This window comes from Nonomuraea spiralis, assembly GCF_014648435.1.
GTDB classification, from domain to species: Bacteria; Actinomycetota; Actinomycetes; order Streptosporangiales; family Streptosporangiaceae; genus Nonomuraea; species Nonomuraea spiralis.
Genome location: NZ_BMRC01000002.1, coordinates 108,089 through 132,243 on the forward strand (window position 1 = coordinate 108,089; position 24,155 = coordinate 132,243).

Below are 24,155 nucleotides of genomic sequence, written 5' to 3' on the forward strand. Positions count from 1 at the left end.
ATATGGTCCCATCCATGACGGACCTCTTCGGCGGCGCGGCGCCGTACTACGCCAAGTACCGGGCCGGACACGGCGATCCGGCCATCGACCACCTGGCCCGTGCGTTCGGCGCGGACGGCGTCGTCCTCGACCTCGGCTGCGGCCCGGGGACGATCGCGATCCCGCTGGCCAGGCGGGTACGCGAGGTCCTGGCCGTCGACCCCGACGAGGAGATGCTGGCCGAGGGCCGGCGGCTGGCGGCGGGCGCGCCCGGCCTCCGCTGGCTGCGCGGCGACTCGACGACGCTGCGCGAGTTGCCGCCGTTCGGCCACGTGGTGATGGGCCGGTCCTTCCACTGGATGGACCGGCGGGCGGTGCTCGCCGACCTGGACGAACTGCTGCCGCCGGGAGGCGTCGTCGCCCTGGTCGGCCCCACGCGCGACCCGGGCGAGGAGCCGTGGGAGCCGGTCATGCGCCGGGTACGCGAGGAGTTCGGCGTCGGCACCTGGACGGCCGCGGGCTCCTTCCAGCACACCGGCGAGCACCATCACGACGTGCTGGCCCGCTCGCCCTTCTCCGACCTGGAGTCCGGCCGGTACGAGCAGCGCCTCGCCTACGACCTCGACGCCCTGCTCGGCCTGCAGCTCTCCTACTCCTACACGGCCCCGGCCAGGCTCGGCGACCGGCTGCCCGCGTTCGTCGAGGCGGCCAGGGCCGCCCTGCTGGCCGCCGACCCGTCCGGACGCTGGGAACTGGTGACGACGACCGAGGTCATCCTCGCCCGGCGCCCCGCCCCGAGCCGGGCCGCCTGAGCGGCACCGTACGGCCGGTGACCGCTGCCTGTGCCGCGGGTGTTCCGGTCACCCGCGGCTTCTCCGCCCGTGACCTCATCGTCCGGGAAGGCGCCTGATCGCCAGACCCGCCACCCGTACGGCCGCCGCGGGCCACAGCCGGGCCACGCGCCAGGCGGCCCGCCCCGAGGCGGGCGCCACGATCAGCGCCTTGTTCCGCGCCACCCCGCGCAGGATGTCGTCGGCCAGGGCGTCCACCGGGTAGAGCCGCCCCTGCGCCCGCACCGCCGCGCTTCTCGCGTTCGCGGCCAGCTCGGTCGGGGGCAGCCCGGGGTTGGCGTGGTCGAGCAGCGGCGTGTCGGTGAACCCCGGGCACACCACGCTCACCCGCACCCCGTACGCCGCCGCCTCGGCCCGCAACGCCAGCGAGAGCCCGACGACGGCGTGCTTGGTCGCCGTGTACGGCAACATCAGCGGCGCCGGCAGCAGCCCCGCCAGCGAGGCGGTGTTGACGATGTGCCCGAACCCCTGGTCGGCCATGATCGGGTAGGCGGCGCGCACACCGTGGACGACGCCGCGCAGGTTCACGTCGATCGTCCGGTCCCAGTGGTCGAGCGACAGCTCACGGGTACGGCCGCCGACGGCGATGCCCGCGTTGTTGAACATGAAGTCGAGCCGCCCGCGCTCGGCCCTCACCCGCGTGACCAGCGCGGCCACGGCCCCGGCGTCGGTGACGTCGAGGCGGGCGAACTCCAGCCCGAAGTCGGCGGCCACCTGCTTGCCCGCCGTCTCGTCCACGTCGGCGATCGTGACCGCCACGCCCCTGCGCCGCAGCTCCCGCGCGACCGCGCGGCCGATCCCGGAGGCGCCCCCGGTCACCACGGCGGTCCTCACGCGGGACTTTCCCGTGCTCTTCCCTGTGGACCGGGGGGCCGTCACCGGCGAGGCTCCGCCCATATCCCCATGGCCTGCCAGACCTTCCTGCTGACGGCGTTGACCAGCCCGATCTCGGCGCACAGCGCGCGCGTCCGGCCGACCGAGTCGCGGATCTCCTGCCGGGCGGCCGGGTTGTCGCGGTAGATCGCGGCCACGACGCCGGGCGGGATGCGGAAGTGCCTGATCATCGGGCCGGGCGGCGCGAGCATGATGCGGGCCATCACCCCGAGCACGACCGGCGAGACCACGCTCAGCAACATCCGGCGGTGGCGGGGCATGCGCGGCACCCGGTCGCGGAGGTAGTGGCGGGCGAAGGAGATGTGCCTGGCCTCCTCCGCGATGTGGATGCGCATGATGGTCTCTTCCAGCGGGTGGTGGACCTGGCCGTCCTTCAGCACCTTACGCTGCACGTGGTCGATCGGGTCCTCGCCACCCAGGACGAAGACGAAGAACAGCTCGGTGGAGATCAGCGGGATCCACGGCGCGACCTGGGCGACCAGCGACAGCGGGCCCGGCATGCCGCGTACGGGGAGCTTCGTACGGTTCACGAACTCCTGGAACATCATCCCGTGATGTCCCTCTTCGATGGTCTCGTGGTAGACGTACCGGAACTCGGGTGAGCCGTTCGGCAGGCGGTAGGCGTAGTTGAGCAGGCCGCGTTTGAGCAGGTTCTCGAACTGCAGGCCGATCTTCATGGCGGTGGCGACCCGCCACAGGCCGATCCTGGCGCGTACCTCGGGGGAGCGGGTGCGGTACCAGGGGTGGCCGCCCAGTTTGTCGACCTCGGGCAACTCCCAGCGCGGGTCGGCCTGGTCCACCAGGAACTCCGGGTCGTCCCACGGGATGTCGCGGTAGGGCTCCCAGTGTTTGTCGACCGACGCCTTCGAGAGGCGTTCGACGACCGCTTCGTAGGCGGCGCGGGTGGCGGCCCTCTCGTCGTTCGCGGCGGTGGTAGAGCTCGGTGCGGTTGTCATCGCGGGTGCTCCTCTCCTCGCGCCAGTAATTGTACGAAGTATCCAATAGGCGCGGAAGAGTGACCCGGGTCACAGGTTCTCGGCGGCCACCCCCAGCTCGGCGGCGACGGCCGTACGGAGGAGGGTGGCGGCGCGGCGGCGGGAGAGCACCTTGGGATGCACGTGCGTCTGGAGCGCCAGGCCGTCGATGAGCGCGAAGATCCGCCAGACCGCGTCCTCCGGGTCGCCGCAGGCGAACGCGCCCATGCGCAGGCCGTCCTCGATGATCGAGCGCAGCAGCGAGCGGCCGCACGCGTCGATGCGCCGGGAGATCTCCTCCAGCTCGGAGCTGCGCATCGCCTCGGCCCAGGCGTCGATCCACAACCGCCACTCGTCGGAGGGCGTGGCCGGCGAACAGCGCCTGAGCAGGGCCCGCAGCCGTTCGAGTGGGCCGGCCGCGGAGTCCTCGATGTAGGCCAGCGCCTCCAGGTGCAGCCTGGCGGCATGGCCGAACGCCTGCGCGAACAGCCGGTCCTTGGTGTCGAAGTGATAGAAGAGCAACGCCTGGCTGACGCCCGCCGCCCGGGCGATGTCGAGGGTCCTGGTGTGCCCGAACCCCTGCTCGGCGATCACTTCGCAGGCCGTCTTGAGGAGGTCTTCGCGCCTTAATCGGCTGAAATCGGGTGTCACAGCGAGTAACTCTAACTACTGATCAACGGTATTTGTAGGACAAACCGGGCGCCGCGTTCGGAAGGCTCGATGGTGAGCGTCCCCCCGTGGGCCTCGGCGATCTCGCGGGCGATGGACAGGCCGAGCCCGGTGCCGCCGGCGTCGCGGCGGCGCGAGGCGGCCAGCCGGGTGAACCGCCGGAAGACGGCCTCGCGCTGGTCGGGGACGATGCCCGCGCCGTCGTCGAGCACCTCCAGCACCGCCTGCCCATCCTGTTCACCCACAGTCACAGTGATCATGGTATCCGCGTGTCTCTCGGCGTTGTCGAGCAGGTTCGCCAGCAGCCGGGACAGCCGCAGCGCGTCGCCCTCGACCACCACGCCCAGGCGCAGGCGCGCCTCCACCCGCTTGCCCTCCCGGCGGCGGCGCAGCTCGTCGGTCACCAGCCCCGAGAGGTCGACCGGCTCGCGCAGGGCGGGCACGCCGGCCTCCAGCCTGGCCAGGGTCAGCAGGTCGGCGACGATGCTCTGGAGGTGGTCGAGGCTGCCGAGCAACCGCTCGCCGGTCCCGAGCCAGTCGGTCTCCTCGGGGGCGAGCATCGCCTCCTCGACCTGCGTCCGCATGGCCGCGACCGGGCTGCGCAGGTCGTGGGAGGCGTCGGAGGCGAACCTGCGCTGCTGCTCCACCGCGTGTTCGAGCCGGTCGAGCGTGTCGTTCACGGTACGGGCGAGGTCGTCCAGCTCGTCCCGGTGCGCCCCCCTGGGTACCCGGCGTCCGAGGTCGGTGGCGGTGATCTCGGCCAGTTCGTCCTTGATCGCCGAGACCGGGGCCAGCGCCTTGCGTACGGCCAGCCAGGCCACGAAGGCCGTGAGGGCGGAGAGCAGCAGCACCCCGAGCGCGGCCGTCAGCGCGTACGCGGGGCTGATGTACCAGGGGAGTTCGGGGGTGTAGGCGTAGACCATCCAGCGTGTGCCGCCGACGTAGGCGCGGAAGCCCACGGTGATCAGGCAGCGGACGCCGGGCACGCGGTTCGTGCAGGTCTCGGTGTCGAGGCGGACGTCCTCGCCGGCGGCCGCGCTGGAGGTGAGCGGCGGCTGCCCGGTCAGGCGGGCGCTGGACTGCCGGATCCGGCCGCTCTCGTCCACGACCTGGACGAGGTCGGTGCCCTCGACGGCGGACAGGGGCCGCAGCCGGGCGGGGGCGTCCCGCTCGACGGCGAAGGCGATGCGGCGCGCGGCGCGCGCGGCCTCCTCGGTGACGAAACCGGTGACCATCGTGCGCACGATCGGCGTGAGGAACAGCGCGGTGGCGCCGTAACCGGCCAGCGCGCACAGCAGGGCGGCCAGCGTCAGCCGCCGCCGTACGGACCAGCGCCTGAACACGTTCACGCCATCCCCCCCGGAACCAGGTGATCACAGGTGGCGGGGGTGGCCCTAATTAGTGGAGATTCAGCGGCAAACACGCCCGAAACGCGCTCCAGAGCATTGCTCTATGCGGGCCGCCGCGACCTGACTAGAGTAAGTGAACACTGATGCCAAGGAGTCGATGTGGACCTTGCAGAGTATCGGCGTGCCGCAGCTGAGTGGCTGCGGGACAACGTCCCGGCCGACGATCAGTCCGGGGCCGACGCCCTCGCCCGCGCCAAGGAGTTCATGGCCAGGCTCTACGACGCCGGCTACTCCGGCATCACCTGGCCACGGCAGTGGGGCGGCCAGGGCCTGACGCAGGCCGAGGAGCGCGCCTTCGCCGCCGAGGCCCGTGACCACACCCTCCCCACGTACGTCTTCTCCATCGGTCTCGGGATGACCGGGCCGACACTGGTGGACCGGGGCACCGACGCGCAGCGCGAGCGTTTCGTCCGGCCGCTGCTGCGCGGGGAGGAGGTCTGGTGCCAGCTGTTCTCCGAGCCGGGCGCCGGGAGCGACGTGGCCAGCCTCCAGACCCGCGCCGTACGCGACGGCGACACCTGGGTCGTCAACGGCCAGAAGGTCTGGACCTCGGTCGCCCACCACGCCGACTGGGGCCTGCTGCTGGCCCGTACCGACGTCGAGGTGCCCAAGCACCGGGGCCTGACCATGTTCGTGGTGGACATGCACCACCCGGGCGTGACGGTCAGGCCGCTCAAGGACATGTCCGGCAGGGCCAACTTCAACGAGATCTTCTTCGACAACGTGACGATCCCCGACGAGCACCGGGTGGGCGAGGTCGACGACGGCTGGAGCGTGGCCGTCACCACCCTGCTGCACGAGCGGCTGTCGATCTCCGCCGGTGTCGGCATGGGCGGCCAGAAGGACAACCCGGCCACCTTCGAGGCGCTGCGCGAGACGCTCGACACCGATGACCCGCTGGTCCGCGACCAGCTCGTCGAACTGCACATCCGCACCCGCGCCCTGGCGCTGTTCAACCAGCGCCTGGCCCAGGAGACCAGGGCCGGTATCTTCCCCGGTGCCCGCGGCAGCGCCGCCAAGCTGCTGCTGGCCGAGCTGACCATGTTCCAGGCCGACCTCGCCACGCGGCTGACCGGCCCCGAGTCCGTGGTCGGCGACCACCCGCTGTCCCGGGCGATCTCCCTGGCCCCCGGCATGTCGCTGGGCGGCGGCACCAACGAGATCATGCGCAACATCGTCGGCGACCGCGTGCTCGGCCTGCCGCCGGAGCCGAGGATGGACAAGACCGTGCCGTTCAAGGACCTGAAGGTGGGGACGCAGGGGTGAAGCTCGTACTCAGCCAGGAACAGCAGCAGCTCCGCGAGGCCGTACGCGGATTCCTGCGCGCCGCCGCGCCGCTCCGCAAGGCCCGCGAGGGCTACGACCCGCAGGTGTACGCCCGGCTCAACGGCGAGCTCGGCCTGTCCGGCCTGATCGTCCCCGAGGAGTACGGCGGCGCCGGGGCCGGGCTCGCCGACCTCGCCGTCGCCCTGGAGGAGACCGGCGCCGCGCTGCTGCCCGGCCCCTTCCTCGCCACCCAGTTCGCCGCGCTCGCGCTCACCCAGGTGCCCGACAAGGAGCTGCTGGGCGGCATCGCCGAGGGCCGAGTCGCCGCCACGCTCGTCCAGCCCGAGCAGGACCTCGCCTTCGACGGCACGTCCGTCACCGGCACGCTGCCGCGGGTGTTGTCCGGCGCGGAGGCCGGCGTGCTGCTCGCGCCCGCGCCCGACCCCGCCCCCGGACCTGGCGGCGTGGTGCTGGTGGCCGTCGACCTGGCCGGTCCCGGCGTCACGCGGACCCCGCTGGAGACGCTCGACCTGACGCGCGGCCAGGCGCGGGTGACCCTGGAACATGCCCCCGCCCGGGTGCTCGGCCGGCCGCCCGCGGGCAGCGGCATCGGCGACCGGCTGTGCGTCGCGCTCGCCGCCGAGCAACTGGGCGTGCTGCGCGCCTCGCTGGACGCCATCGTCGCCTACGCCAAGATCCGCGTCGCCTTCGGCCGCTACATCGGCTCCTACCAGGGGGTCAAGCACAAGCTCGCCGACATGCACGGCAAACTCGAACAGGCCGAGTCGATCGTCAGGTACGCCGCCTGGGCCGCCGACGAGTCGCCCGGCGAGCTGCCCGGCGCCGCCGCCCTGGCCCAGGCGTACGTGGGCCGCGCCTGCTTCGAGGTCGCCCGCGACCACCTGCTCCTGCACGGCGGCATCGGTTTCACCTGGGAGCACGACGCGCACCTGTTCTACAAGCGGGCCAAGGCCGACGAGGTGCTGCTCGGCCCGCCCCGCATCCACCGGGCCCGTCTCGCCGAACTCCTGGAGTTGTAGATGGACATCAGCGGCCTTCCCGGCTTCTACGCCATCGCCGCCGCCGACCCGGGCCGCGTCGCCGTGATCGACACCGACGGCTCCGAGACCACGTACGGCGACCTGCTGGCCAGGGTCAACCAGGTGTCCCACGGCCTGCGGGCCCGGGGGCTCGGCAAGGGCGACGTGGTCGCGGGCGTGTTGCCCAACGGCATCGACGCCGTCGTCATGCTCATGGCGACCGGTCAGATCGGCCTCTACTACGTGCCGATCAACTGGCATCTCACCGAGGCCGAGGTGGCCTACATCCTGTCCGACTGCGACGCCGGGATCGTGGTCACCGACGCGGCGCACGCCGTGCCCGGCGGGGAGATCGGCACGTCCGGGCTGGCCGAGGGGCAGCCGGTCGAGGCGCCCGCCGAACGTACGGCCGGGGCGGTCATGTGGTACACCTCCGGCACCACCGGCTTCCCCAAGGGCGTGCAGCGCAGGCTGCCCGACGCCGAGCCGGAGGCCATCGTGCCGCTGTACGTCTGGTTCCTCGGCGAGGTCGTCGACCTCACGCCGGGCGACGCCGTGCACCTGGTGACCTCGCCGATGTACCACTCGGCGCCGTGTGCCCACACCCAGTTCGCGCTGCACCTCGGGCACACCGTGGTGATCACGCCCAGGTTCGACCCGGTCGACATCCTGGAGCTGATCGAACGCCACCACGTCTCCAACGCCATGATGGTGCCGACCATGTTCCACCGGATGCTCCAGCTCCCCGAGGACGTCCGGGCCAAGTACGACGTGTCGAGCCTGCGCCAGGTCATCCACACCGCCGCCGCCTGCCCGGTCGCCGTCAAACAGGCGATCATGGACTGGTGGGGCCCGGTGCTGTACGAGTACTACGGCTCGACCGAGTCCGCCATCGCCTTCTCCGTCAAACCCCTCGACTGGCTGGCCAGGCCCGGCACGGTGGGCCGCCCCGCGCCGACGTTCGAGGCCAGGATCTGCGACGAGAACGGCGCGGACCTGCCACCGGGCGAGCCCGGCATGATCTACGTCAAGTCGTCCATGGGCTCCTTCGAGTACCGCAAGGACCCGGCCAAGACGGCCGCCAGCATGCTGGGCGACTGGTACACCCCCGGCGACATCGGCTACCTCGACGAGGACGGCTACCTGTTCCTGTGCGACCGGCGCACCGACCTGATCGTCTCCGGTGGCGTGAACATCTACCCCGCCGAGATCGAGGCCGCGCTGCTGGAGCATCCCGCGGTGGCCGACGTGGCCGTCATCGGCGTGCCCGACGAGGAGTGGGGCCACAACGTCGTCGCCCTCGTGCAGCCCGCCGAGGGCGTCGAGCCGGGCCCCGCGCTCACCGCCGAGCTGCTCGAACACTGCGGGCCGCGGATCGCCAGGTTCAAGCACCCGAAGGTCGTCGAGTACCGCGACCGGCTCCCGCGTACGCCCACCGGCAAGCTGTCACGCTCGAAGGTGCGCGAGGGCTACCTCGCGGAGGCGGGGAAGACCAGCTCCTCGCTGTAGTCCCGCCCGTCGCCCAGGTAGAAGCGGGTGGCCAGGGTACGGTCGGCGGTGTCGAAGACCGTGGTCCACAGCGTGCGGAACGGCTGGGCGGGACCCTCCTCCGGCCGGACCGCGCGCAGGCTGTCCCGCAGGTCGCCGGTGGACATGGTGGCGCCCTTGCTGCGCTCGTACAGGGTGCGCAGCCTGCTGTACGTGCCGAGGCTCTCCGGGGTGTCGGCGGGCAGGGCCATCGGGTCGGGGTGGCGGTGCAGCAGGTGGTTGGTGACGCACAGCGGGCCGTCGCCGAACTCGACGACGTGCTCGCTGCCGTCCCTGCCGCGCTCCCACACGAACGCCTGGCCGTGCGCGTCGGCGACCAGGTAGTGCAGCGGCAGGCCGAGGTCGTACTGCTTGGCCCCCAGCAGCGCCTGCCTGGCCTGGGCCGCGGTCTCGCAGGTGTCCATGAGGAACCGGGGCAGTTGCAGGCTGCCGAGCCCGACCTGCGGGACGTCCAGCCGCGGCGGGGTGGCGGTCTCGGTGTCGGCGATCAGCAGCATGACGGCCAGGCCGGCCTCGTTGATCCCGTCGATGCAGCCGTCGAGGCCGTTCATGGTGATGACGGTCGAGGCGAGCCCGTCGTCGGGCACGGTGGTGATCACGTACGGCCGGGAGGCCATGGGCAGCTCACCCGGCTGGGGCGGTTGTCCCGTGATCTGGCTGGTGGTGTGGAGGAAGAAGTCGTAGTTGCGGCCCACCCGCCCGTGCCCGTCGGCGGAGGCGGACGGCGGGCACCACAGGGCCGAGCAGGCGCCGCCCACGGGCACGTAGTTCCAGCCGTCGAGGGCCAGCTCGTCCTGGTCGGGGTCGAGGCCGAGGGCCGCCGCCGCGCCGTCCATGCGGGCGTGGTGCTGCGGCCAGTTCCGTTCGAACCAGGTCATCCTCGCCCTGATCACGGCAGGGTCGGCGCGCTGGGGCGACCAGCCGAGCCGGCGGGCCTCCTCGGCCAGCGCGCGGCCGATCTCGAACTGGCCGCCGGTGAGGGTGAGGTGCGTGACGAGCTGGAAGTCGTCCTTGCCGCCCGCGACGCAGGTCATGTTCTTCTTCATGCCGTCGAGACTGCCGTCGTCCGCTGACCGGGCTCCTACCGTCCGCTGACCGCCCGCTGGTAGCGTTCCGACAGCCCGAGGATCGTCTCGGCCAGCTCGGGCGGGTCGAGCACCTCGAAGTCCACGCCGAGGAAGCCGATCCACACCGCCATCCCGTTGAGGTCGTCGCCGCCCAGCCTGAGCAGGCAGGCGTCCTCGCCGGCCGGCTCGACCTCCAGGCCGGGCCGCAGCGCGGTGATCCGCTCGGCGGGCGCGTGCAGCAGCACCGTCGCGCGGTGGCGCCACATCGCCGTGCTGACGCCCTTCTCCACGTACGCGGCCACGTCGCCGTCGCCGGGCAGCTCGCGCGGCGTGAACCGGGGGCCGGTCGGCGTCCGCGGCGTCATCCGGTCCACCCGGAACGTGCGCCAGTCGTCGCGCTCGACGTCGTAGCCCACCAGGTACCAGCGCCCCCGCCGGTGCGCCAGCCGGTACGGCTCCACGTTCCGCACCGCCGTCGAGCCGTCGTGGCCCGTGTAGTCGAAGCGCAGGCGCTCGTGGTCGCGGGCGGCGTTCGCGATCGCGGTCAGCGCCTCGGGCCGGACCGGCGCCGCGCCCGGCCCCTGGATCTGCACGGTGTAGGCGTTCAGCGCGTGCACCCTGCGCCGCAGCCGGGCGGGCAGGACCTGCTCCAGCTTGGCCAGCGCGCGTACCGAGGTCTCCTCGATGCCCTCCACGCCGCCGCCCGCGGCCCGGCCGAGCCCGACCGCGACCGCCACGGCCTCCTCGTCGTCGAGCAGCAGCGGAGGCAGCGCCGCCCCCGCGCCGAGCCGGTAGCCGCCGGCCACCCCGGGCGTGGCGTGCACGGGGTAGCCGAGCGAGCGCAGGCGTTCGACGTCGTTGCGGATCGTCCGGGTGGAGACCCGCAGCCGGGTGGCCAGCTCCGGGCCGCTCCAGTCGCGGTGCGCCTGGAGCAGCGAGAGCAGCTTGAGCAGGCGGGCGGAGGTTTCCAGCATCCGCCCAGTCTGCCCGCTATCGCGGCAAGGACGTTTCCGCGTCCAGGACGAGCTTGCCGAGGAAATGGCCGTCCTGGCTGCGCCTGTGGGCGTCGGCCACGCGCTCCAGCGGGAACACCTCCGCGACCGGGACACGCGGCAGCACGTCCACCGGGAACGGCCCGCCGCTGCCCGTCGAGAACCGCACGCCGTGCCTGCCCGCGCCGACGGGGTCGGCGATGGTGAGCACTTTGCCCGGGTCGCCGGTGAGCCGGACCGACAGCTCGACCTCGCCGCGCCCGGAGGCGTCCAGCACCAGGTCGACCGGCCCCGGCAGACGCTCCTCCAGCCCGTCCCCGTAGGTGACGGGGACGACGCCGAGGTCGCGCAGGAAGGCGTGGTGGCCTGCGCTGGCCGTGCCGATCACCTTGGCGCCGCGGGCCAGCGCGAGCTGCGCCGCGGCCAGGCCGACGCCGCCGGCGACCGCGTGGATCAGCAGCGTCCGGCCCGCGCGCAGGCCCAGCTCGTCCAGGGCGCGGTTGGCGGTCTCCAGCGCCACGGGCAGCGCGGCCGCCTCCACGAACGACAGGTGCTCCGGCTTGGGCCGCAGGGAAGCGGCCTCGGCCAGCGCGTACGTGGCCGCCGCCCCCGGCGCGACCTGCCCGAACACCGCCTGGTCCACCTCCAGGCCGGTCACGCCGGGGCCGAGCGCGTCGACCGTGCCGGCCAGCTCGATCCCGACGCCCTGGGGGCCGTCCGGCGGCGGGCTGTGGAACCCGGCGCGCAGCTTCCAGTCCAGGGCGTTGACCCCGGCCGCCCGGACCGCCACCCGTACCTGCCCGGGGCCAGGCTGGGGCAGCGGCACCTCCGCCAGCTCCAGCACCTCCGGGCCGCCGTGCTCGTGGTAGCGCACGGCCTGGGCGGTGACCAGCAGGACCGCCTTGCCGACCAGCTCGCGGGCCTCCAGCGCGGCGTGCGCGTCGCGGGCCCGGTCGAGCGGTACGGCCAGGCCCACGACGGTCGTCAGCTCGCCCGCGGCCGCCATGTCCAGGGCCCGCCCGGCCAGACGCCGGAACTCCTCGGGGGCGAACTGCACCTGTTCCATGCCGACCAGCCGTACGCCCCGCCGCGCCGCCTCCGCCGGGTCCACCAGGGCCGTCGAACCGCTCGGCACCCCGTAGGCGAAGAACACGCCACCCGCGCCGAGCGACGCGAACGCGTCGGCCCCCACCTGCCCGCCGACCCCGTCGAACACCACGTCGAACGCCAACGCGTCGCCGGCCTCCGCGCCCGTCGGCGGCGGGGCGGACCAGGAGCCCGGGTCGCGCAGCGCCGGGTAGTCGACCACCTCGGCCGCGCCCGCCGCCAGCGCCGCCTCCCGCTTGGCCGGGCCGTGGGCGGCGGCCGTCACCCGGGCGCCGGCCGCCCGCGCGAGCCGGACGATCGGCAGGCCCAGCCCCCCGCCGGCCCCCGTGACCAGCACCCGCGCCCTCGGCTTGAGCTCCGCCGCGTCCACCAGGCTGATCGCCGCCGGGCCGACCTGGAGCAGCGCCGCCGCCAGCCACGAGCTCACCCCGTCGGGCACCGGTACGAGCGTGTCCACGCCCACCGCGACCCGCTCGGCGTACCCGGACGACACCAGGGCCGCGACCCGCCGTCCCACCCAGGCCGGGTCCACCCCGTCACCGGCGGACAACACCCGCCCGGCCACCCCGGTCCCCGGCACGAACGGCGGCCGGAGGGGAAACCACTCCTGCCCCCACCCGGCACGCAACTGCGCGTCCAGCGACATCACGTCGGCCACTGAGACGCCGACCACCACCTGCCCCGGCCCGGCGACGGGATCGTCCACCCGCCTGACCCGCAGCACCTCAGGACCACCGAACCGCGTCACCTCGACGACATCCATGCCGCCGAGTGTCCTACCTCAAGTCCACTTGAGGTCAACTCACCCGGTCATCTTCTGCACCTGCTGCACGACCACCAGGACGGTCAGCGTGCCGAAGAACGCCACCGACCAGACCAGCGCCCCCAGCCGGTACGACCTCACCTTGATCGCGTCCGGCAGCGCCCGCCGGTTGAGCACGATCAGCAGGATCGAGTACACGAACATCATCACCGCCGCGAAGCACGCCGAGAACACCAGCAGGATCAGCGGCTGGTCGAACCCGAGCAGCAGGATCGCGATCCCGGCCAGCGTCATCGCCCAGACGGTGAGGAAGTAGACCCGGTTCACCGAGACGGACCGGTCGCGCAGGTAGACCGTCTTGATCGTGTCCGAGGCCAGCCGCGAGGTGTAGTCGACGATGCCCATGGCCGAGGCGAACAGCGCCAGCGCGCCGACCAGCCAGAACAGCACCCCGAACCAGGGACCGACCATGCCCCGCAGCACCTCGCCCTCGACCTTCAGGAAGCCGATGTCGTTCCGCCCCGCCATCTCCGGCCGCCCGAACACGGTGGAGTAGGCCAGCATCGACATCAGCCCGATCGTCAGGAACGACACCAGCGCGAACGTGGCGCCCTGCTCGGCGTTGGCGAAACGCCACCACCGCCGCCAGCGCGCCAGGTTGTCCGCGGTCGGCGCGAACTGGAACCCGGTCGAGGCGGCCGCCTCCTCCTGGCCGGTGACCGGGCTGACCAGGCGCGGGACGTACGAACCCATGCCGAAGCCCTTGTCGCGGATCCAGTTGCTCTGGCACAGGTTCTGGCCGCCGCCCGCCCCGGCGTACGCGACGGCGCCCATGATCACGGCGATCCCGAGCTCCCCGGCAGGGAAGCGGGCGCCGACGGTCAGCCCCTTGCCCAGCTCGACCCAGCTCTCGGCGTTGATCGCGAACAGGATCGCGACCACGGCCAGCGTGGCCACCAGAGCGATCTTCACGAAGATCACCCGTTCGAGGGCCGTGTAGATCACCGGCGCCAGCGTCAGGCCCAGCGCGATCACGAGGAGCATGCCGGCCGCGATCCACCGCACGCCCCCCGCCCCGGACCCGGTCAGGTACGTCACCATCGTCGCGGACGTGGTCACCCAGCCCGGCCAGAGGTTCGAGGCCAGCGTCATCAGGACGAAGACCAGCCCCCAGTGCTTCCACATCCGGCTGAACCCGGTCAGCGCGGTCTCGCCGGTGGCCAGTGTGTACCGCTCGATCTCCATGTTCAGGAACCACTGGGTGACGATGCCGACCGCCGCCCCCCAGACGAACACCAGCCCCACCTGGGAGGCGATGTACGGCCAGAGGATGAACTCGCCGGACGCCAGCCCCACCCCCGCGCCGACCAGCCCAGGGCCGATGACCCGCCAGGTCGAACGGGGAGGCTCGGGCAGGTCGCGGACGGTGACGGACGGCAGGACTCGCGCGGGGACGGTGGGGGTGAAACCCGTCATGCGGATCTCCTTGTTCGGCTTCCCGTACCGTCACGTTACGCAGATCCGTGACCGCGGTGAACTAGCCTGTCAGGCTCACCACGTAGTCGCCCCGGTCGGTGAACCCGTCCACCCGCCCGCCGGCCTCCATGAGCCCCCCGAGCACCTTCCGTACCGCGGCCCGCCAGGCCCTGGCCGCCGCCGGATCCTCCCGGCGCAGCCGTTCGACGTCGTGCGGCGTGCCCACCAGCACCACGTCCGCGTCGGCGGGCCGCTCGACCGGGCCGGGGCCGGCCTCCTCCAGCACCCGGACGCGGCCCTCCGCCGGCTCCGAGCGTGCCTCGACCGGCCGTTCGTCCAGCGGCCACACCGCCAGCAGGCGGTCGGAGGAGTCGCCCTCGTTGATCGCGTCGGCCATCACGCCGTAGAAGTCGCGCAGGTACTCCTCGGGGCGGGCGCCCAGCTTGACCAGGTTGAAGCGGGCGTTGCGGCGGACCAGCGGGTCGAACGTCCAGGTGATGCGATCCAGCCCGCGTCCCAGGCACCAGGCCCGCTGGTGCAGCTTCAGCGCGTAGCCGATGCCGCGGCCGATCGCCGCCCCCGTCACGTGGGAGTGCAGCGAGCCGCCCGCCGCGCGGTAGCCCACCGAGGCCCCCACCAGCACCTCGCCCTCGTACGCCCCGGCCACGTAGTTGCCGGTGTGGGCGAACCCGATCATCATCTCGACCGAGACGGGCGCGTTGCCCGGATCAGGCCGCCAGATCTCCTCGAAGAGCCGGTAGACCTGCGTGAACTCGCCGATCTCGTGCAACTCGCGGATCACCACACCACTCTTGGCCGCCGCCACGGCGGCCTCCTCCCGGCTCGTCATGCCACCATTTATGCACGCCCGACGGCGAAACGCCTGCCCGCGGAGCGCGGACAGGCGTGTCAGGAACGGCCGGGGCTCATTTCACCAGCGGTCCGAGTGTGCGTTCCATCTCGCAGTCGTTGGAGAACTTCTTGGCGTACGACGTCGTGCGGCCGTACCAGTGGCCCTTGACGCGAACGTCGACCGGGCTGTAGTTGCGCGGGCACGCGCCGGGGTCGACGTCGAGGTCCTTGATCTCGCCGTCGACCTCGTGCAGCGCCTCGCAGGCCGAGCGGGGGCGCGGGTGCGTGCCGCCGTCGGGGTCGCAGGTGAGTCTCATCGAGTACGCGCCGCCGCCTTGGCTGGGTGTGACGGTGATGAACAGCAGCACGCCGGGCTCGTCGGCGACGGCGGCGCCGGCCGGAGCCGCCCAGAACGGGACGGCGAGCGCGGCGGCCGCGCACAGGGCGAGCGCGGTCGTCCGGCGAGTGGCGGTCAGCATGAATGTCATGGGAACCTCCCTGGTCAACGGGCGTGCCCCGAGGAGGGGCGACGCACCACACATGACTACAAGGAGTCACCGTACAGGTACCACTGGTGAAGGAGTGACAGAATGCTGTCCGCCGCGGGGGCGTGCCGCCGGGGTCAGCGCACCGCCTCCACGAGGGCGCGGAGCAGGGCGGTCCGGCGCGGCATCTCGGCGACCACGACGTGCTCGTGGTCGGCGTGCGCGCCGCCGCCCACGGCCCCCAGGCCGTCGAGCGTCGGGCAGCCGGCCCCCGCCGTGAAGTTCCCGTCGGAGGCGCCGCCGACCGCCGCGCAGGTCAGCGGGCCCACGTCCAGCCGCTCGGCCAGGTCCTGCGCCAGGGCGTAGAGGGAGGCCGACATCGCGGCTTCGAGTGGCGGCCGGTTGGGGCCCCCTTCGACCTCCAGCCGCGTGCCGGGCACCGCCGGGGCCAGCGCGCGCATCGCGGCGTCCACGCGTTCCTGCTCGGCCACCGTGCTCGCCCGTACGTCCACGCCCACCCGCGCCTCGGCCGGCACGGTGTTGAGTGTGGTCCCGCCCTGCAACACCGTCGGGGTGACCGTGGTGTCGCCCGCCCCGAGCGCGGCGATGGCCAGGATCTGGTGCGCCAGCTCGACGCCCGCGTTCGCGCCCTTCTCCGGCTCCAGCCCGGCGTGCGCGGCCTTGCCGCGCACCCGCAGCGTGTACATGGACGTGCCCTTGCGGGACGTCTTCAGCGCGCCGCCGTCGGCGCTGGCCTCCATGACGAACGTGGCGGCCAGCCCGCGCGCGGTGTCCGCGATCAGCGGCGCGGAGGTGATCGAACCCAGCTCCTCGTCACCGGTGATCAGCAGCGTGACGCCGTCGAGCGAGCCGAGCCCGGCCAGTGCGTGGAAGGTCTGCACCAGCCCGGCCTTCATGTCGAACACGCCCGGCCCGCGCGCCACCCCGTCGACGACCGACCACGGGTGGGTGGCCAGGGTGCCGATCGGCCAGACGGTGTCGTGGTGGCCGAGCAGCAGCACCCGCGGCGTGCCGAACGTCCAGCGCAGATGGGTGACGCCGTCGATCACCAGGAACTCCGGCCGCGTCCCCAGATGGCGGGCGCCCATCTCGGCCACGACCTCGGCGCTGCGGGCCACGGCCTCCAGGTCACGCGAGAACGACTCGCACAGGACCAGCTCCTCCAGATCCTCGATCATGCCAGCCGCTCTCCGAGGAACCGGTGCACGTTCCCGCCGATGATCTTGGTGACGTCCTTCTCCGGCAGGCCGCGGGCGAGCAGGCCCTCGGTGACCATGGGCAGCCCCGAGGGCCCCTCCAGGCCGGGGATCGACGCCTTGGGATCGACGTCGCGGGGCTGGACGTCCTCGCAGCACGGAGGCGTCAGGTCGTCCATGACCTCGCGGATGAAGTCGGGGCCGAGCCCCACGTGGTCGATGCCGGCCACCTGCGCGACGTGCTCGATGTGGTCGAGCAGGCGGTCGAGCGTCATGTCCTCGGTGCGCTCGGCCAGGAAGGGCGCGAAGAAGTTGACGCAGACGACGCCGCCTGTGGCGGCGACCGCGCGGAGCTGGTCGTCGGTGAGGTTGCGGTGGTGGTCGCGCAGCGCGCGGGCCGCGGAGTGGGTCGCCATCACCGGCTTGGTGGCCAGCTCCAGCACGTGGGCCACGCCCGACGCGCCGAGGTGCGAGATGTCGAACACCATGCCGAGGCGCTCCATCTCACGCAGGGCGGCCACGCCGCGGCTGGTCAGGCCGCTGCCCGTGGCGTCCTCGGCGCTGCCGTCGGCCAGCGGCGTACGGCCGAAGTGCGCGATCGAGGCCACCCGCACCCCCAGCCGGTGGACGGTCGAGATCAGCTCCACGCTCTCGTCGAGCCCCGGCATGCTCTCCAGCGCGAGCACCAGGGCGATCTTGCCCTCCTCCAGCGCCGCGTCGATCGCCGAGGCGTCGAGGCACAGCCGGACGGCGTCGGGATTGCCCTCCGCGATCACATGGCCGCACTCGATCATCCGCAGGGTCTGCCGCAGCGCGCCCTCGGGCCGGTACTGGTCGTCGATGAAGACCGGCAGGACCTGCAGATCGACCCCGCCCTCCACGAGCTGGGGCAGCCAGCGCTCACGGAAGAAGGAGGCCCACTGCTGGGGCGGCCGGGCGGAGACCGCCATGAGCAGATCATTGTGGGTGTCGGCCACGACGGCACGCCGATGCAGGGGAAGCGTCATGCGATGGACGCTATCGCGCGGGCCGGACCTGCACCAATGCGCCCCGAGTGAGATTTTCGGCCGGCTTCTTGTCCATTACGCCGAAGACGGCGACGCCGCGACCGTCCGGTACGCCCCGCGCGGCGATCTGGCGGTCAGTCGCCGGTAGAGCGTCGTGCGGCCGGGCCAGTTGTTCGTGACCCGCCCCTCGGCCGTCTTGTACCAACTCCGGCAACCCTCGCCCCACACCATGCGGGCCATGGCGGCGTCGAGCTGCCGGTTCCAGGCCGCCATCGCCTCGGGCCGCACCTCGATCGGGCCCTCCGCCGCCACCCGGGGCAGGCACGCCATGACGTGGTTCACCTGGCACTCGATCATGTGGACGATGGAGTTGTGCCCGAGGTTGGTGTTGGGGCCGTAGAGCAGGAACATGTTGGGGAAGTCCGGCACCGAGATGCCGAGGTAGGCGTACGCCCCGCCGCTCCACTCGGCGGCCAGCGACCGGCCGCCGAGGCCGGTGACCTCGATCGGGGCCAGGAACTCCGTGCTCCGGAAGCCGGTGGCGTACACGATCGTGTCGGCCTCGCGCAGGCCCTCGGTGGTCTCCACGCCCTTCGGCCTGATCCGTACGATCGGGTCGGTGACGACGTCCACGTCGGGCCTGGTCAGCGCCGGGTAGAAGGCGCTGTCGATGACGACGCGCTTGCAGCCGGGCGGGTAGCCGGGCGTCAGCCTGGCCCGCAGGGCCGGGTCGGGGACCTGGGCGTTCAGGTGGGCCAGGGCACGCTTCCTGAGCAGGGCGGCGCTCCAGCCCTCGGCCAGGGCCGGGTAGAGGGTGGCCTCGGCGTACCGGTAGATCCACTCGCGGTAGGCCCGCTGGAGGCCGGGGACGTAGTGGAAGGCCAGCCTGGCGAGCGGGCCGAACGTGGCGTCGGGCTTGGGGATCACCCAGTTGGGCGTGCGCTGGAAGACGTCGAGGTGCGCGGCCCGTTCGGCGACGGGCGGGATGAGCTGGGCGGCCGACGAGCCGCTGCCGATCACGGCGACGCGGCGGCCGGTGAGGTCGTGGCCGTGGTCCCAGCGGGCCGAGTGGAACGAGACGCCCTCGAAGTCGGACATGCCGGGGATCTCGGGAAGATGGGGGCGGTTGAGCTGGCCCACGCTCATGACGACCACGTCGAACGCCTCGGTACGTTCGGCGCCGTCGTGGACGCTGGTCACCTGCCATCGGCGGCCGTCGAAGACCGCTCGCCGCACTTCCGCGCCGAAGCGGATTTTTCGCCTGACATCGTATTTATCGGCGCAGTGTTCTAGATAGCCCAGGATTTCGGGTTGGGCTGGGTAGCGGCGGGTCCAGCTCGCGTACTTCTCGAACGAGTAGGAGTACAGGTGCGAGGGGATGTCGCAGCCCGCGCCCGGATAACTGTTGTCGCGCCACGTGCCGCCGAGGTCGCCGGCCTTCTCGAAGACCGTGAAGGACCCGACGCCGGCCCGCCGCAGCCGGATCGCCATGCACAGGCCGCCGAAGCCCGCTCCGATGATCGCGACGCTTGGTGCCATGCCGTCCTCCGCGAAGTCAGGATCCACTTACAGTACGCCGAACGCGGTTCTGACGACACCCCTCGCCACGCCCCGCGCCGCCCTCCCGCGGGCCGGTAGTCTGCGCAGGTGGCTGCTGTGACGCTGACTGACGTGATCGAGGTGCTCGAGGCGGCCTACCCGCCCGCCCGGGCCGAGTCCTGGGACGCGGTGGGGCTGGTCTGCGGCGACCCCGCCGAACGGGTGCACAAGGTGCTGTTCGCCGTCGACCCGGTCGCGGTCGTCGCCGAGGAGGCCCTCGACTGGGGCGCCGACCTGATCGTCACCCACCACCCGCTCTACCTGCGCGGCACAACGAGCGTGGCCGCGACGACCCCCAAGGGCCGCCTGATCCACCGGCTGATCAAGCACGACGTCGCCCTCTACACCGCCCACACCAACGCCGACACCGCCAATCCCGGCGTGTCCGACGCCCTGGCCAGGGCCGTGGGCCTGACCGGCGACCTCGTACCGCTCCAGCCCTTCCCCGACGACCCCTGGCGCGGCCTGGGCCGCGTCGGCGAGCTGCCCGAGCCCACGACGCTCGGCGAGTTCGCCGCGCGGGCGGCCAAGGGGCTGCCGCGCACCTCCGGCGGCCTGCGCGTGGCGGGCGACCTCGCGCGTCCCGTCACGCGCGTCGCGGTCAGCGGAGGCGCGGGCGACTCGCTGCTCGCCACGGCCAAGGCGGCGGCCGTCGACGTGTTCCTCACCGCGGACCTGCGCCACCACCCGGCCAGCGAGTTCGTCGAGTCGGGCGGCCCGGCCCTGATCGACGCCGCCCACTGGGCCACCGAGTGGCCCTGGCTCGACAGCGCGGCGTCCATCCTGCACTCCAGTGGCGTTACCGTTGAAACGCGCGTCTCCGCCACGGTCACCGATGCTTGGACAAGAGGATATTGATCATGAAAGCAGCCCCTGAGGCCCAGAAGCGACTGCTCGACCTGGCAGAGCTCGACTCCGTGATCGACCGGCTGGCCCACCGCCGGCGCACCTTGCCCGAGCTGGCGGAGATCGACGAGCAGTCCAAGCGCCTGGCCAGGCTCGTCACGCAGGTCATCGAGGCCGAGACCGAGTCGGGCGACCTCGCGCGTGAGCAGACCAAGGCCGAGAACGACGTCGACGCCGTGCGCACCCGCGCCGACCGCGACCAGAAGCGCCTCGACTCCGGTGCCGTGACCTCGCCGCGCGACCTGGCGAGCCTCCAGTCCGAGATCATCTCGCTGCAGCGTCGGCAGGGCGATCTGGAGGAGGTCGTGCTGGAGATCATGGAGCGCCGGGAGGCGGCCGACGGCAAGGCCACCGACCTGGTCTCCCAGCGTGACGAGGTGGCCACCGCCCGCGCCGCCGCCGAGGACCGCCGCGACGCCGCGCTGAAGGAGATCGACAAGGAGGCGGGCGAGGTCCAGGGCCGCCGCTCCGGCGTCGCCGGCGAGATCCCCGCCGACCTGCTGAAGCTCTACGAGAAGCTCAAGGATCAGTACGTCGTGGGCGCCGCCATGCTGCGCGGCGGCCGGTGCCAGGGCTGCAAGGTGGCCCTGTCCATCGCCGAGATGAACTCGATCAAGGGCGCCCCCCACGACGAGGTCCTGCGTTGCGAGGAATGCCGGCGGATCCTGGTCCGCACCCCGGAGTCCGGCCTGTGACGTCGTACGTCATCGAGGCCGACGGCGGCTCCCGCGGCAACCCGGGCCCGGCGGGCTACGGCGCGGTCGTCCGGGATTCCGCCGACGGCCAGGTGGTGGCCGAGACCGCCGAGGCGATCGGCGTCGCGACCAACAACGTGGCCGAGTACCGGGGGCTGATCGCCGGGCTGTCCGCCGTGCTCGGGCTGGGCGGCGAGGGCGCCGAGGTGGCCGTGCGGATGGACTCCAAGCTGGTCGTCGAGCAGATGGCCGGCCGCTGGAAGATCAAGAACGAAGGGCTGCGGCCGCTCGCCCTGGAGGCCGGTGCGCTGGCCAGGCGGCTGCGGGTGACCGAGTGGACCTGGATCCCGCGTGAGCACAACAAACACGCCGACCGGCTGGCCAACGAGGCCATGGACGCCGCGGCCAAGGGCCTGACCTGGAAGGCGGGCGGCGCGCACGACACGGGCGCCCCCGGGGGCGCCGCGCTGGCCGGATCCCTGGCCGGCTCGGTCACGCCGGCGCCCCCGCTCGCCGAGCAGACCGACCTCCTCGACGCGGGCGAGATCGCCGAACTGTCCGCCCCCACGGCCTCCGTGGCCGCCGCCCAGCAGCGGGCCAAGGGCACCGGGTGGGCGCCGCCCACCCGCGTGGCCACCTCGTTGCTGCTGCTCAGGCATGGCGAGACGCCGCTGTCGATCGAGCGCAGGTTCTCCGGCCTGGGCGACGCCGAGCTCACCGCCAACGGGCTGGCCCAGGCGGAGGCGGCCGCCGCGCGGTTGTCGCGGGAGCCGTACCGGCTGGATGTGATCGTCTCCTCGCCGCTCAGGCGGGCCCGGCAGACCGCCGCGGCGGTGGGCCGGCGTACGGGCCTCGACGTCGAGGTGGACGACGACCTCAGGGAAGCCGATTTCGGCGCCTGGGAGGGCCACACGTTCACCGAGGTGCAGCGTCAGTGGCCCGCCGAGCTGACCGCCTGGCTGGCCGGTCCCGACGCCGCCCCGCCCGGCGGCGAGAGCTTCGCCTCGGCGGCCCACCGCGTCGAGGCGGTGAGAGAGCGGCTGGTGGAGCGCTACGAGGGCAAGACCGTGCTTGTGGTCTCCCACGTGACGCCCATCAAGATGATGGTGCGCGAGGCCCTCACCGCGCCCTTGGGCGCCCTCTACCGGATGCACCTCGACCTGGCCTGCCTGTCGCTGATCGAGTACTACGCCGACGGCCCCGCCGTGGTGAAGTCGTTCAACGACACAGGGCATCTGCGTTGAGAGGGCCGTGCCGGGAGCCGCCAGAACATCCCGGCACGGCCTCTGCTGCCGCCGCCCCCCTCAGAGCGGTGACGTGCCCATTCCATCCAATCGATCTTGCGTCTCGGTTGGGAACGGCTTGAGGTTTGGTAATCTTCCCTGAAGACGAGTCGGCCGGGCGGCCGCGTCGGGCCTCCGGGCCCGCCGAGGAAGGTCCGGGCTCCACAGGGCAGGGTGGTCGGTAACGCCGACCCGGGGTGACCCGCGGGACAGTGCCACAGAAAGCAGACCGCCCCCCGCCTCGGTGGGGGGTGAGGGTGAAAGGGTGGTGTAAGAGACCACCAGCGCCCACGGTGACGTGGGCGGCTAGGTAAACCCCACCCGGAGCAAGGTCAAGAAGGGACGCTCTCCGGAGCGTTCCGCGCGCGACGTTCGAGGGCTGCCCGCCCGAGCCGCGCGGGTAGACCGCTTGAGGCCGCCGGCAACGGCGGCCCTAGATGGATGGTCGCCCCTTCGTTCGCGAAGGACAGAACCCGGCCTACAGGCCGGCTCGTCTCTCTTCTCCTCTGAACATCTCCTGGGCCTCGCGGCCGTGCACGATCAGGGCGTACAGCACGAGTACGTCCACCGCGATGACCGCGAGCGACCACCACGGGTTGACCGCGATCCAGGTGAGCTGCGTCATCGCGTTGAGCATGACGAGGATCACCGCCAGGACGCGCGCCCAGGTCTGACCCACGGTCACCGCGAGTCCGACCAGGAACAGGACGACCCCGAACAGCAGATGGATCCAGCCCCATGTGCCGACGTTGAAGAACAGCAGCCGGGACGGCGTGCGGACGAACAGCCCGCTGTTGAACACCGCGTAGAGGCCGGTGATGAAGTTGAACACCCCAGCCATGATCATGAGCATGCCGGCGAACCATACCCAGCCCACCCAGCCCGTGACGGGCTTGCTCTGGTACGTCATCGTCGAACCCTCCCCCGTGAGTTCACGTACACCGGCTGTCACCTGCCCCTCTTGAACGGGTGTATTCCTCCGGTTCGTCCTGGGCCCGGACGAGGGGCGAAAGCCTCGAAGCCACCGCCCCTCCCGGAACCCGGCCCGGCGGGGTCAGGCCGGACGGGCGTCCCAGGCCGCGAGGATGGCGGCCTCCTTCTCCGGGGCCATCCCGTGGACCGTGGTGCGCCCGAACGAACGCCGCTCCTCCGGGATCTCCCGCAGCCAGGCCCACGTGTCGCGCACGGTCTCCGCGACGGGACGCGACCGCAGCCCCGCCGCCTCCGCCTTGGCCGTCGGCACACTCCAGAAGTTGTCGATCTCCGGCGACGCCGGCCCGCCCCACAGCGGCAGCTCCACGAACGCCCCGGCCTCCTGCGCCACCAGGAACTCCGCGTCCATCCACACGAACTCCGCGTCGGACCCGGTGACCTGCCTGCACAACTCCAGCCACTCGCCGTAGGTCGTGTTACCGGCCGGGCCGGTCACCGCGAACCGGTCGGAGACACCGCGCTCGGCCTGGTCGAGGGTGAAGATGGCCACGTCGTGCGCGTCGACCAGCTGCATCGGCTGGGCGGGATCGCCCGGCGCCAGCACCCTGCCGCCCCGGGCGATGCGGGTCAGCCACCAGGGCAGCCTGGCCACGTTCTCGTGCGGCCCGAGGATCAGCCCCGGCTGGATGATCAACGTGTTGCCGTCGAAGCCCTGCTCGACCGCCCGCTCGCACCCGGCCTTCAGCACGCCGTAGTCACCGTCGCCGGGACCGGCGTCGGGAGCGCACGGCCAGCCCCCGGTCTCCTCGGTGGCGGCCTTGGCGGGGAACCCGTCGAGGGCCGAGACGCTGGAGACGAACGCGTACGTCGCCGCCCTGCCCGACAGCGCCCGCACCGACTCGCCGACCACCCGCGGCACGTATCCGGACGTGTCCACCACGAAGTCCCACGACCGCCCGTCGGCCAGCCGCTCCAGGTCGGCGGCCGACTCGCGGTCGCCCCGCACGACCTCGACGCCCGGCACGTCGTCGCCGCTCCGCCCCCTGTTGAACGTCGTGACCTCATGGCCCCGCGCCAACGCCTCCACCACCATGGCGCGCCCCAGGAACCCCGTGCCGCCGATGAGCAAAATCTTCATGAGCC

21 protein-coding genes, 1 other RNA gene and 2 pseudogenes are annotated in these 24,155 nt (G+C 72.4%); 8 read left to right on the forward strand and 16 right to left on the reverse strand.

All coding sequences use genetic code 11. The features are described 5' to 3' along the window. The first annotated feature begins 14 nt into the window (after positions 1-14). Positions 15-791 (forward strand): class I SAM-dependent methyltransferase, encoded by a 777-nt coding sequence (locus IEZ27_RS04395; protein ID WP_189646044.1) that lies wholly within the window; start codon positions 15-17, stop codon positions 789-791. A gap of 75 nt (positions 792-866) precedes the next feature. Here IEZ27_RS04395 and IEZ27_RS04400 read toward each other — a convergent pair whose 3' ends face one another. The 4 genes from IEZ27_RS04400 to IEZ27_RS04415 form a co-directional block, all read right to left on the reverse strand. Then, positions 867-1,664 (reverse strand): SDR family NAD(P)-dependent oxidoreductase, encoded by a 798-nt coding sequence (locus IEZ27_RS04400; RefSeq protein WP_189646045.1) that lies wholly within the window; start codon positions 1,662-1,664, stop codon positions 867-869. A 41-nt stretch (positions 1,665-1,705) separates the two neighbouring features. Then, positions 1,706-2,680 (reverse strand): AurF N-oxygenase family protein, encoded by a 975-nt coding sequence (locus IEZ27_RS04405; protein WP_189646046.1) that lies wholly within the window; start codon positions 2,678-2,680, stop codon positions 1,706-1,708. Positions 2,681-2,749: 69 nt separating this feature from the next. After that, positions 2,750-3,349: a TetR/AcrR family transcriptional regulator gene (locus IEZ27_RS04410; protein WP_189646047.1), complete on the reverse strand. Its 600-nt coding sequence runs from the start codon at positions 3,347-3,349 to the stop codon at positions 2,750-2,752. Between the two features lie 11 nt (positions 3,350-3,360). After that, positions 3,361-4,716 (reverse strand): sensor histidine kinase, encoded by a 1,356-nt coding sequence (locus tag IEZ27_RS04415; protein WP_189646048.1) that lies wholly within the window; start codon positions 4,714-4,716, stop codon positions 3,361-3,363. 159 nt (positions 4,717-4,875) lie between these two features. Between IEZ27_RS04415 and IEZ27_RS04420 the strand changes: the two genes are divergently transcribed. Genes IEZ27_RS04420 through IEZ27_RS04430 form a run of 3 tightly spaced genes read left to right on the forward strand, consistent with a single transcriptional unit; the run spans position 4,876 to position 8,591 of the window. Further along, the gene (locus IEZ27_RS04420; RefSeq protein WP_189646049.1) at positions 4,876-6,042 is read left to right on the forward strand and encodes an acyl-CoA dehydrogenase family protein; all 1,167 of its coding nucleotides are present in this window, start codon (positions 4,876-4,878) and stop codon (positions 6,040-6,042) included. Beyond that, complete coding sequence (locus IEZ27_RS04425; protein WP_189646050.1) at positions 6,039-7,082, forward strand: acyl-CoA dehydrogenase family protein; 1,044 nt, start codon at positions 6,039-6,041, stop codon at positions 7,080-7,082. The genes IEZ27_RS04420 and IEZ27_RS04425 overlap by 4 nt, the downstream gene beginning before the upstream one ends. Continuing rightward, complete coding sequence (locus IEZ27_RS04430) at positions 7,083-8,591, forward strand: AMP-binding protein (protein ID WP_189646051.1); 1,509 nt, start codon at positions 7,083-7,085, stop codon at positions 8,589-8,591. Here IEZ27_RS04430 and IEZ27_RS04435 read toward each other — a convergent pair. The 10 genes and pseudogenes from IEZ27_RS04435 to IEZ27_RS04480 all read right to left on the reverse strand — a co-directional run bounded on the left by IEZ27_RS04435 (position 8,552) and on the right by IEZ27_RS04480 (position 19,135). Then, the gene (locus IEZ27_RS04435) at positions 8,552-9,676 is read right to left on the reverse strand and encodes a C45 family autoproteolytic acyltransferase/hydolase (RefSeq protein ID WP_229823238.1); all 1,125 of its coding nucleotides are present in this window, start codon (positions 9,674-9,676) and stop codon (positions 8,552-8,554) included. The genes IEZ27_RS04430 and IEZ27_RS04435 overlap by 40 nt on opposite strands. A 35-nt stretch (positions 9,677-9,711) precedes the next feature. Beyond that, the gene (locus tag IEZ27_RS04440; RefSeq protein ID WP_125640187.1) at positions 9,712-10,671 is read right to left on the reverse strand and encodes a helix-turn-helix transcriptional regulator; all 960 of its coding nucleotides are present in this window, start codon (positions 10,669-10,671) and stop codon (positions 9,712-9,714) included. Between the two features lie 16 nt (positions 10,672-10,687). After that, positions 10,688-11,581 carry an NADP-dependent oxidoreductase gene (locus IEZ27_RS55445; protein WP_189646477.1) on the reverse strand — a complete coding sequence of 298 codons (894 nt, stop codon included), beginning with the start codon at positions 11,579-11,581 and terminating at the stop codon, positions 10,688-10,690. A 12-nt stretch (positions 11,582-11,593) separates the two neighbouring features. Further along, positions 11,594-12,559: pseudogene (locus IEZ27_RS55450) on the reverse strand (zinc-binding dehydrogenase); the annotation flags it as partial. Between the two features lie 39 nt (positions 12,560-12,598). Beyond that, positions 12,599-14,035: an Nramp family divalent metal transporter gene (locus IEZ27_RS04455; RefSeq protein ID WP_189646052.1), complete on the reverse strand. Its 1,437-nt coding sequence runs from the start codon at positions 14,033-14,035 to the stop codon at positions 12,599-12,601. 61 nt (positions 14,036-14,096) lie between these two features. After that, entirely contained in the window at positions 14,097-14,885 is a 789-nt protein-coding gene (locus IEZ27_RS04460; protein WP_189646053.1) for a GNAT family N-acetyltransferase, read from the reverse strand. A 76-nt stretch (positions 14,886-14,961) separates the two neighbouring features. Further along, the gene (locus IEZ27_RS04465) at positions 14,962-15,375 is read right to left on the reverse strand and encodes an SSI family serine proteinase inhibitor (RefSeq protein WP_185845217.1); all 414 of its coding nucleotides are present in this window, start codon (positions 15,373-15,375) and stop codon (positions 14,962-14,964) included. A 134-nt stretch (positions 15,376-15,509) separates the two neighbouring features. Further along, positions 15,510-16,571: a M20 family metallopeptidase gene (locus tag IEZ27_RS04470; RefSeq protein WP_189646054.1), complete on the reverse strand. Its 1,062-nt coding sequence runs from the start codon at positions 16,569-16,571 to the stop codon at positions 15,510-15,512. Then, positions 16,568-17,596 (reverse strand): dipeptidase, encoded by a 1,029-nt coding sequence (locus tag IEZ27_RS04475; RefSeq protein WP_189646055.1) that lies wholly within the window; start codon positions 17,594-17,596, stop codon positions 16,568-16,570. The genes IEZ27_RS04470 and IEZ27_RS04475 overlap by 4 nt, the downstream gene beginning before the upstream one ends. A gap of 75 nt (positions 17,597-17,671) precedes the next feature. Beyond that, positions 17,672-19,135 (reverse strand): flavin-containing monooxygenase, encoded by a 1,464-nt coding sequence (locus tag IEZ27_RS04480; RefSeq protein WP_189646056.1) that lies wholly within the window; start codon positions 19,133-19,135, stop codon positions 17,672-17,674. 117 nt (positions 19,136-19,252) lie between these two features. Here IEZ27_RS04480 and IEZ27_RS04485 point away from each other — a divergent pair, with 117 nt between their 5' ends. The 4 genes from IEZ27_RS04485 to rnpB all read left to right on the forward strand — a co-directional run bounded on the left by IEZ27_RS04485 (position 19,253) and on the right by rnpB (position 22,576). After that, positions 19,253-20,053, forward strand: a complete 801-nt coding sequence (locus IEZ27_RS04485; RefSeq protein WP_189646057.1) for a Nif3-like dinuclear metal center hexameric protein — start codon at positions 19,253-19,255, stop codon at positions 20,051-20,053. A gap of 2 nt (positions 20,054-20,055) precedes the next feature. Continuing rightward, a complete protein-coding gene (locus IEZ27_RS04490) occupies positions 20,056-20,796 on the forward strand; it encodes a zinc ribbon domain-containing protein (protein ID WP_189646058.1) in 741 nt (246 codons plus the stop codon). Further along, the gene (locus IEZ27_RS04495) at positions 20,793-22,040 is read left to right on the forward strand and encodes a bifunctional RNase H/acid phosphatase (RefSeq protein WP_189646059.1); all 1,248 of its coding nucleotides are present in this window, start codon (positions 20,793-20,795) and stop codon (positions 22,038-22,040) included. The genes IEZ27_RS04490 and IEZ27_RS04495 overlap by 4 nt, the downstream gene beginning before the upstream one ends. A gap of 145 nt (positions 22,041-22,185) precedes the next feature. Beyond that, positions 22,186-22,576, forward strand: an RNA gene (gene rnpB / locus IEZ27_RS04500) — RNase P RNA component class A. An 89-nt stretch (positions 22,577-22,665) separates the two neighbouring features. On the opposite strand, the pseudogene IEZ27_RS55805 reads toward rnpB, so the two are convergent. Both IEZ27_RS55805 and IEZ27_RS04505 read right to left on the reverse strand, forming a co-directional pair. Beyond that, positions 22,666-22,989 (reverse strand): annotated as a pseudogene (locus IEZ27_RS55805) (DUF7144 family membrane protein); the annotation flags it as partial. A 144-nt stretch (positions 22,990-23,133) separates the two neighbouring features. Beyond that, positions 23,134-24,150, reverse strand: a complete 1,017-nt coding sequence (locus IEZ27_RS04505) for an NAD-dependent epimerase/dehydratase family protein (protein WP_189646060.1) — start codon at positions 24,148-24,150, stop codon at positions 23,134-23,136. Positions 24,151-24,155 lie beyond the last annotated feature (5 nt).

What these genes read in the sequence shown, in the direction of transcription:
- IEZ27_RS04395 (WP_189646044.1), top strand. Translation starts at nt 15, where the DNA reads ATGACGGACCTCTTCGGCGGCGCGGCGCCGTACTACGCCAAGTACCGG.
- IEZ27_RS04405 (WP_189646046.1), bottom strand. Translation starts at nt 2,680, where the DNA reads ATGACAACCGCACCGAGCTCTACCACCGCCGCGAACGACGAGAGGGCC.
- IEZ27_RS04430 (WP_189646051.1), top strand. Translation starts at nt 7,083, where the DNA reads ATGGACATCAGCGGCCTTCCCGGCTTCTACGCCATCGCCGCCGCCGAC.
- IEZ27_RS04435 (WP_229823238.1), bottom strand. Translation starts at nt 9,676, where the DNA reads ATGAAGAAGAACATGACCTGCGTCGCGGGCGGCAAGGACGACTTCCAG.
- IEZ27_RS04440 (WP_125640187.1), bottom strand. Translation starts at nt 10,671, where the DNA reads ATGCTGGAAACCTCCGCCCGCCTGCTCAAGCTGCTCTCGCTGCTCCAG.
- IEZ27_RS04455 (WP_189646052.1), bottom strand. Translation starts at nt 14,035, where the DNA reads ATGACGGGTTTCACCCCCACCGTCCCCGCGCGAGTCCTGCCGTCCGTC.
- IEZ27_RS04460 (WP_189646053.1), bottom strand. Translation starts at nt 14,885, where the DNA reads ATGACGAGCCGGGAGGAGGCCGCCGTGGCGGCGGCCAAGAGTGGTGTG.
- IEZ27_RS04465 (WP_185845217.1), bottom strand. Translation starts at nt 15,375, where the DNA reads ATGACATTCATGCTGACCGCCACTCGCCGGACGACCGCGCTCGCCCTG.
- IEZ27_RS04470 (WP_189646054.1), bottom strand. Translation starts at nt 16,571, where the DNA reads ATGATCGAGGATCTGGAGGAGCTGGTCCTGTGCGAGTCGTTCTCGCGT.
- IEZ27_RS04475 (WP_189646055.1), bottom strand. Translation starts at nt 17,596, where the DNA reads ATGACGCTTCCCCTGCATCGGCGTGCCGTCGTGGCCGACACCCACAAT.
- IEZ27_RS04480 (WP_189646056.1), bottom strand. Translation starts at nt 19,135, where the DNA reads ATGGCACCAAGCGTCGCGATCATCGGAGCGGGCTTCGGCGGCCTGTGC.
- IEZ27_RS04490 (WP_189646058.1), top strand. Translation starts at nt 20,056, where the DNA reads ATGAAAGCAGCCCCTGAGGCCCAGAAGCGACTGCTCGACCTGGCAGAG.
- IEZ27_RS04505 (WP_189646060.1), bottom strand. Translation starts at nt 24,150, where the DNA reads ATGAAGATTTTGCTCATCGGCGGCACGGGGTTCCTGGGGCGCGCCATG.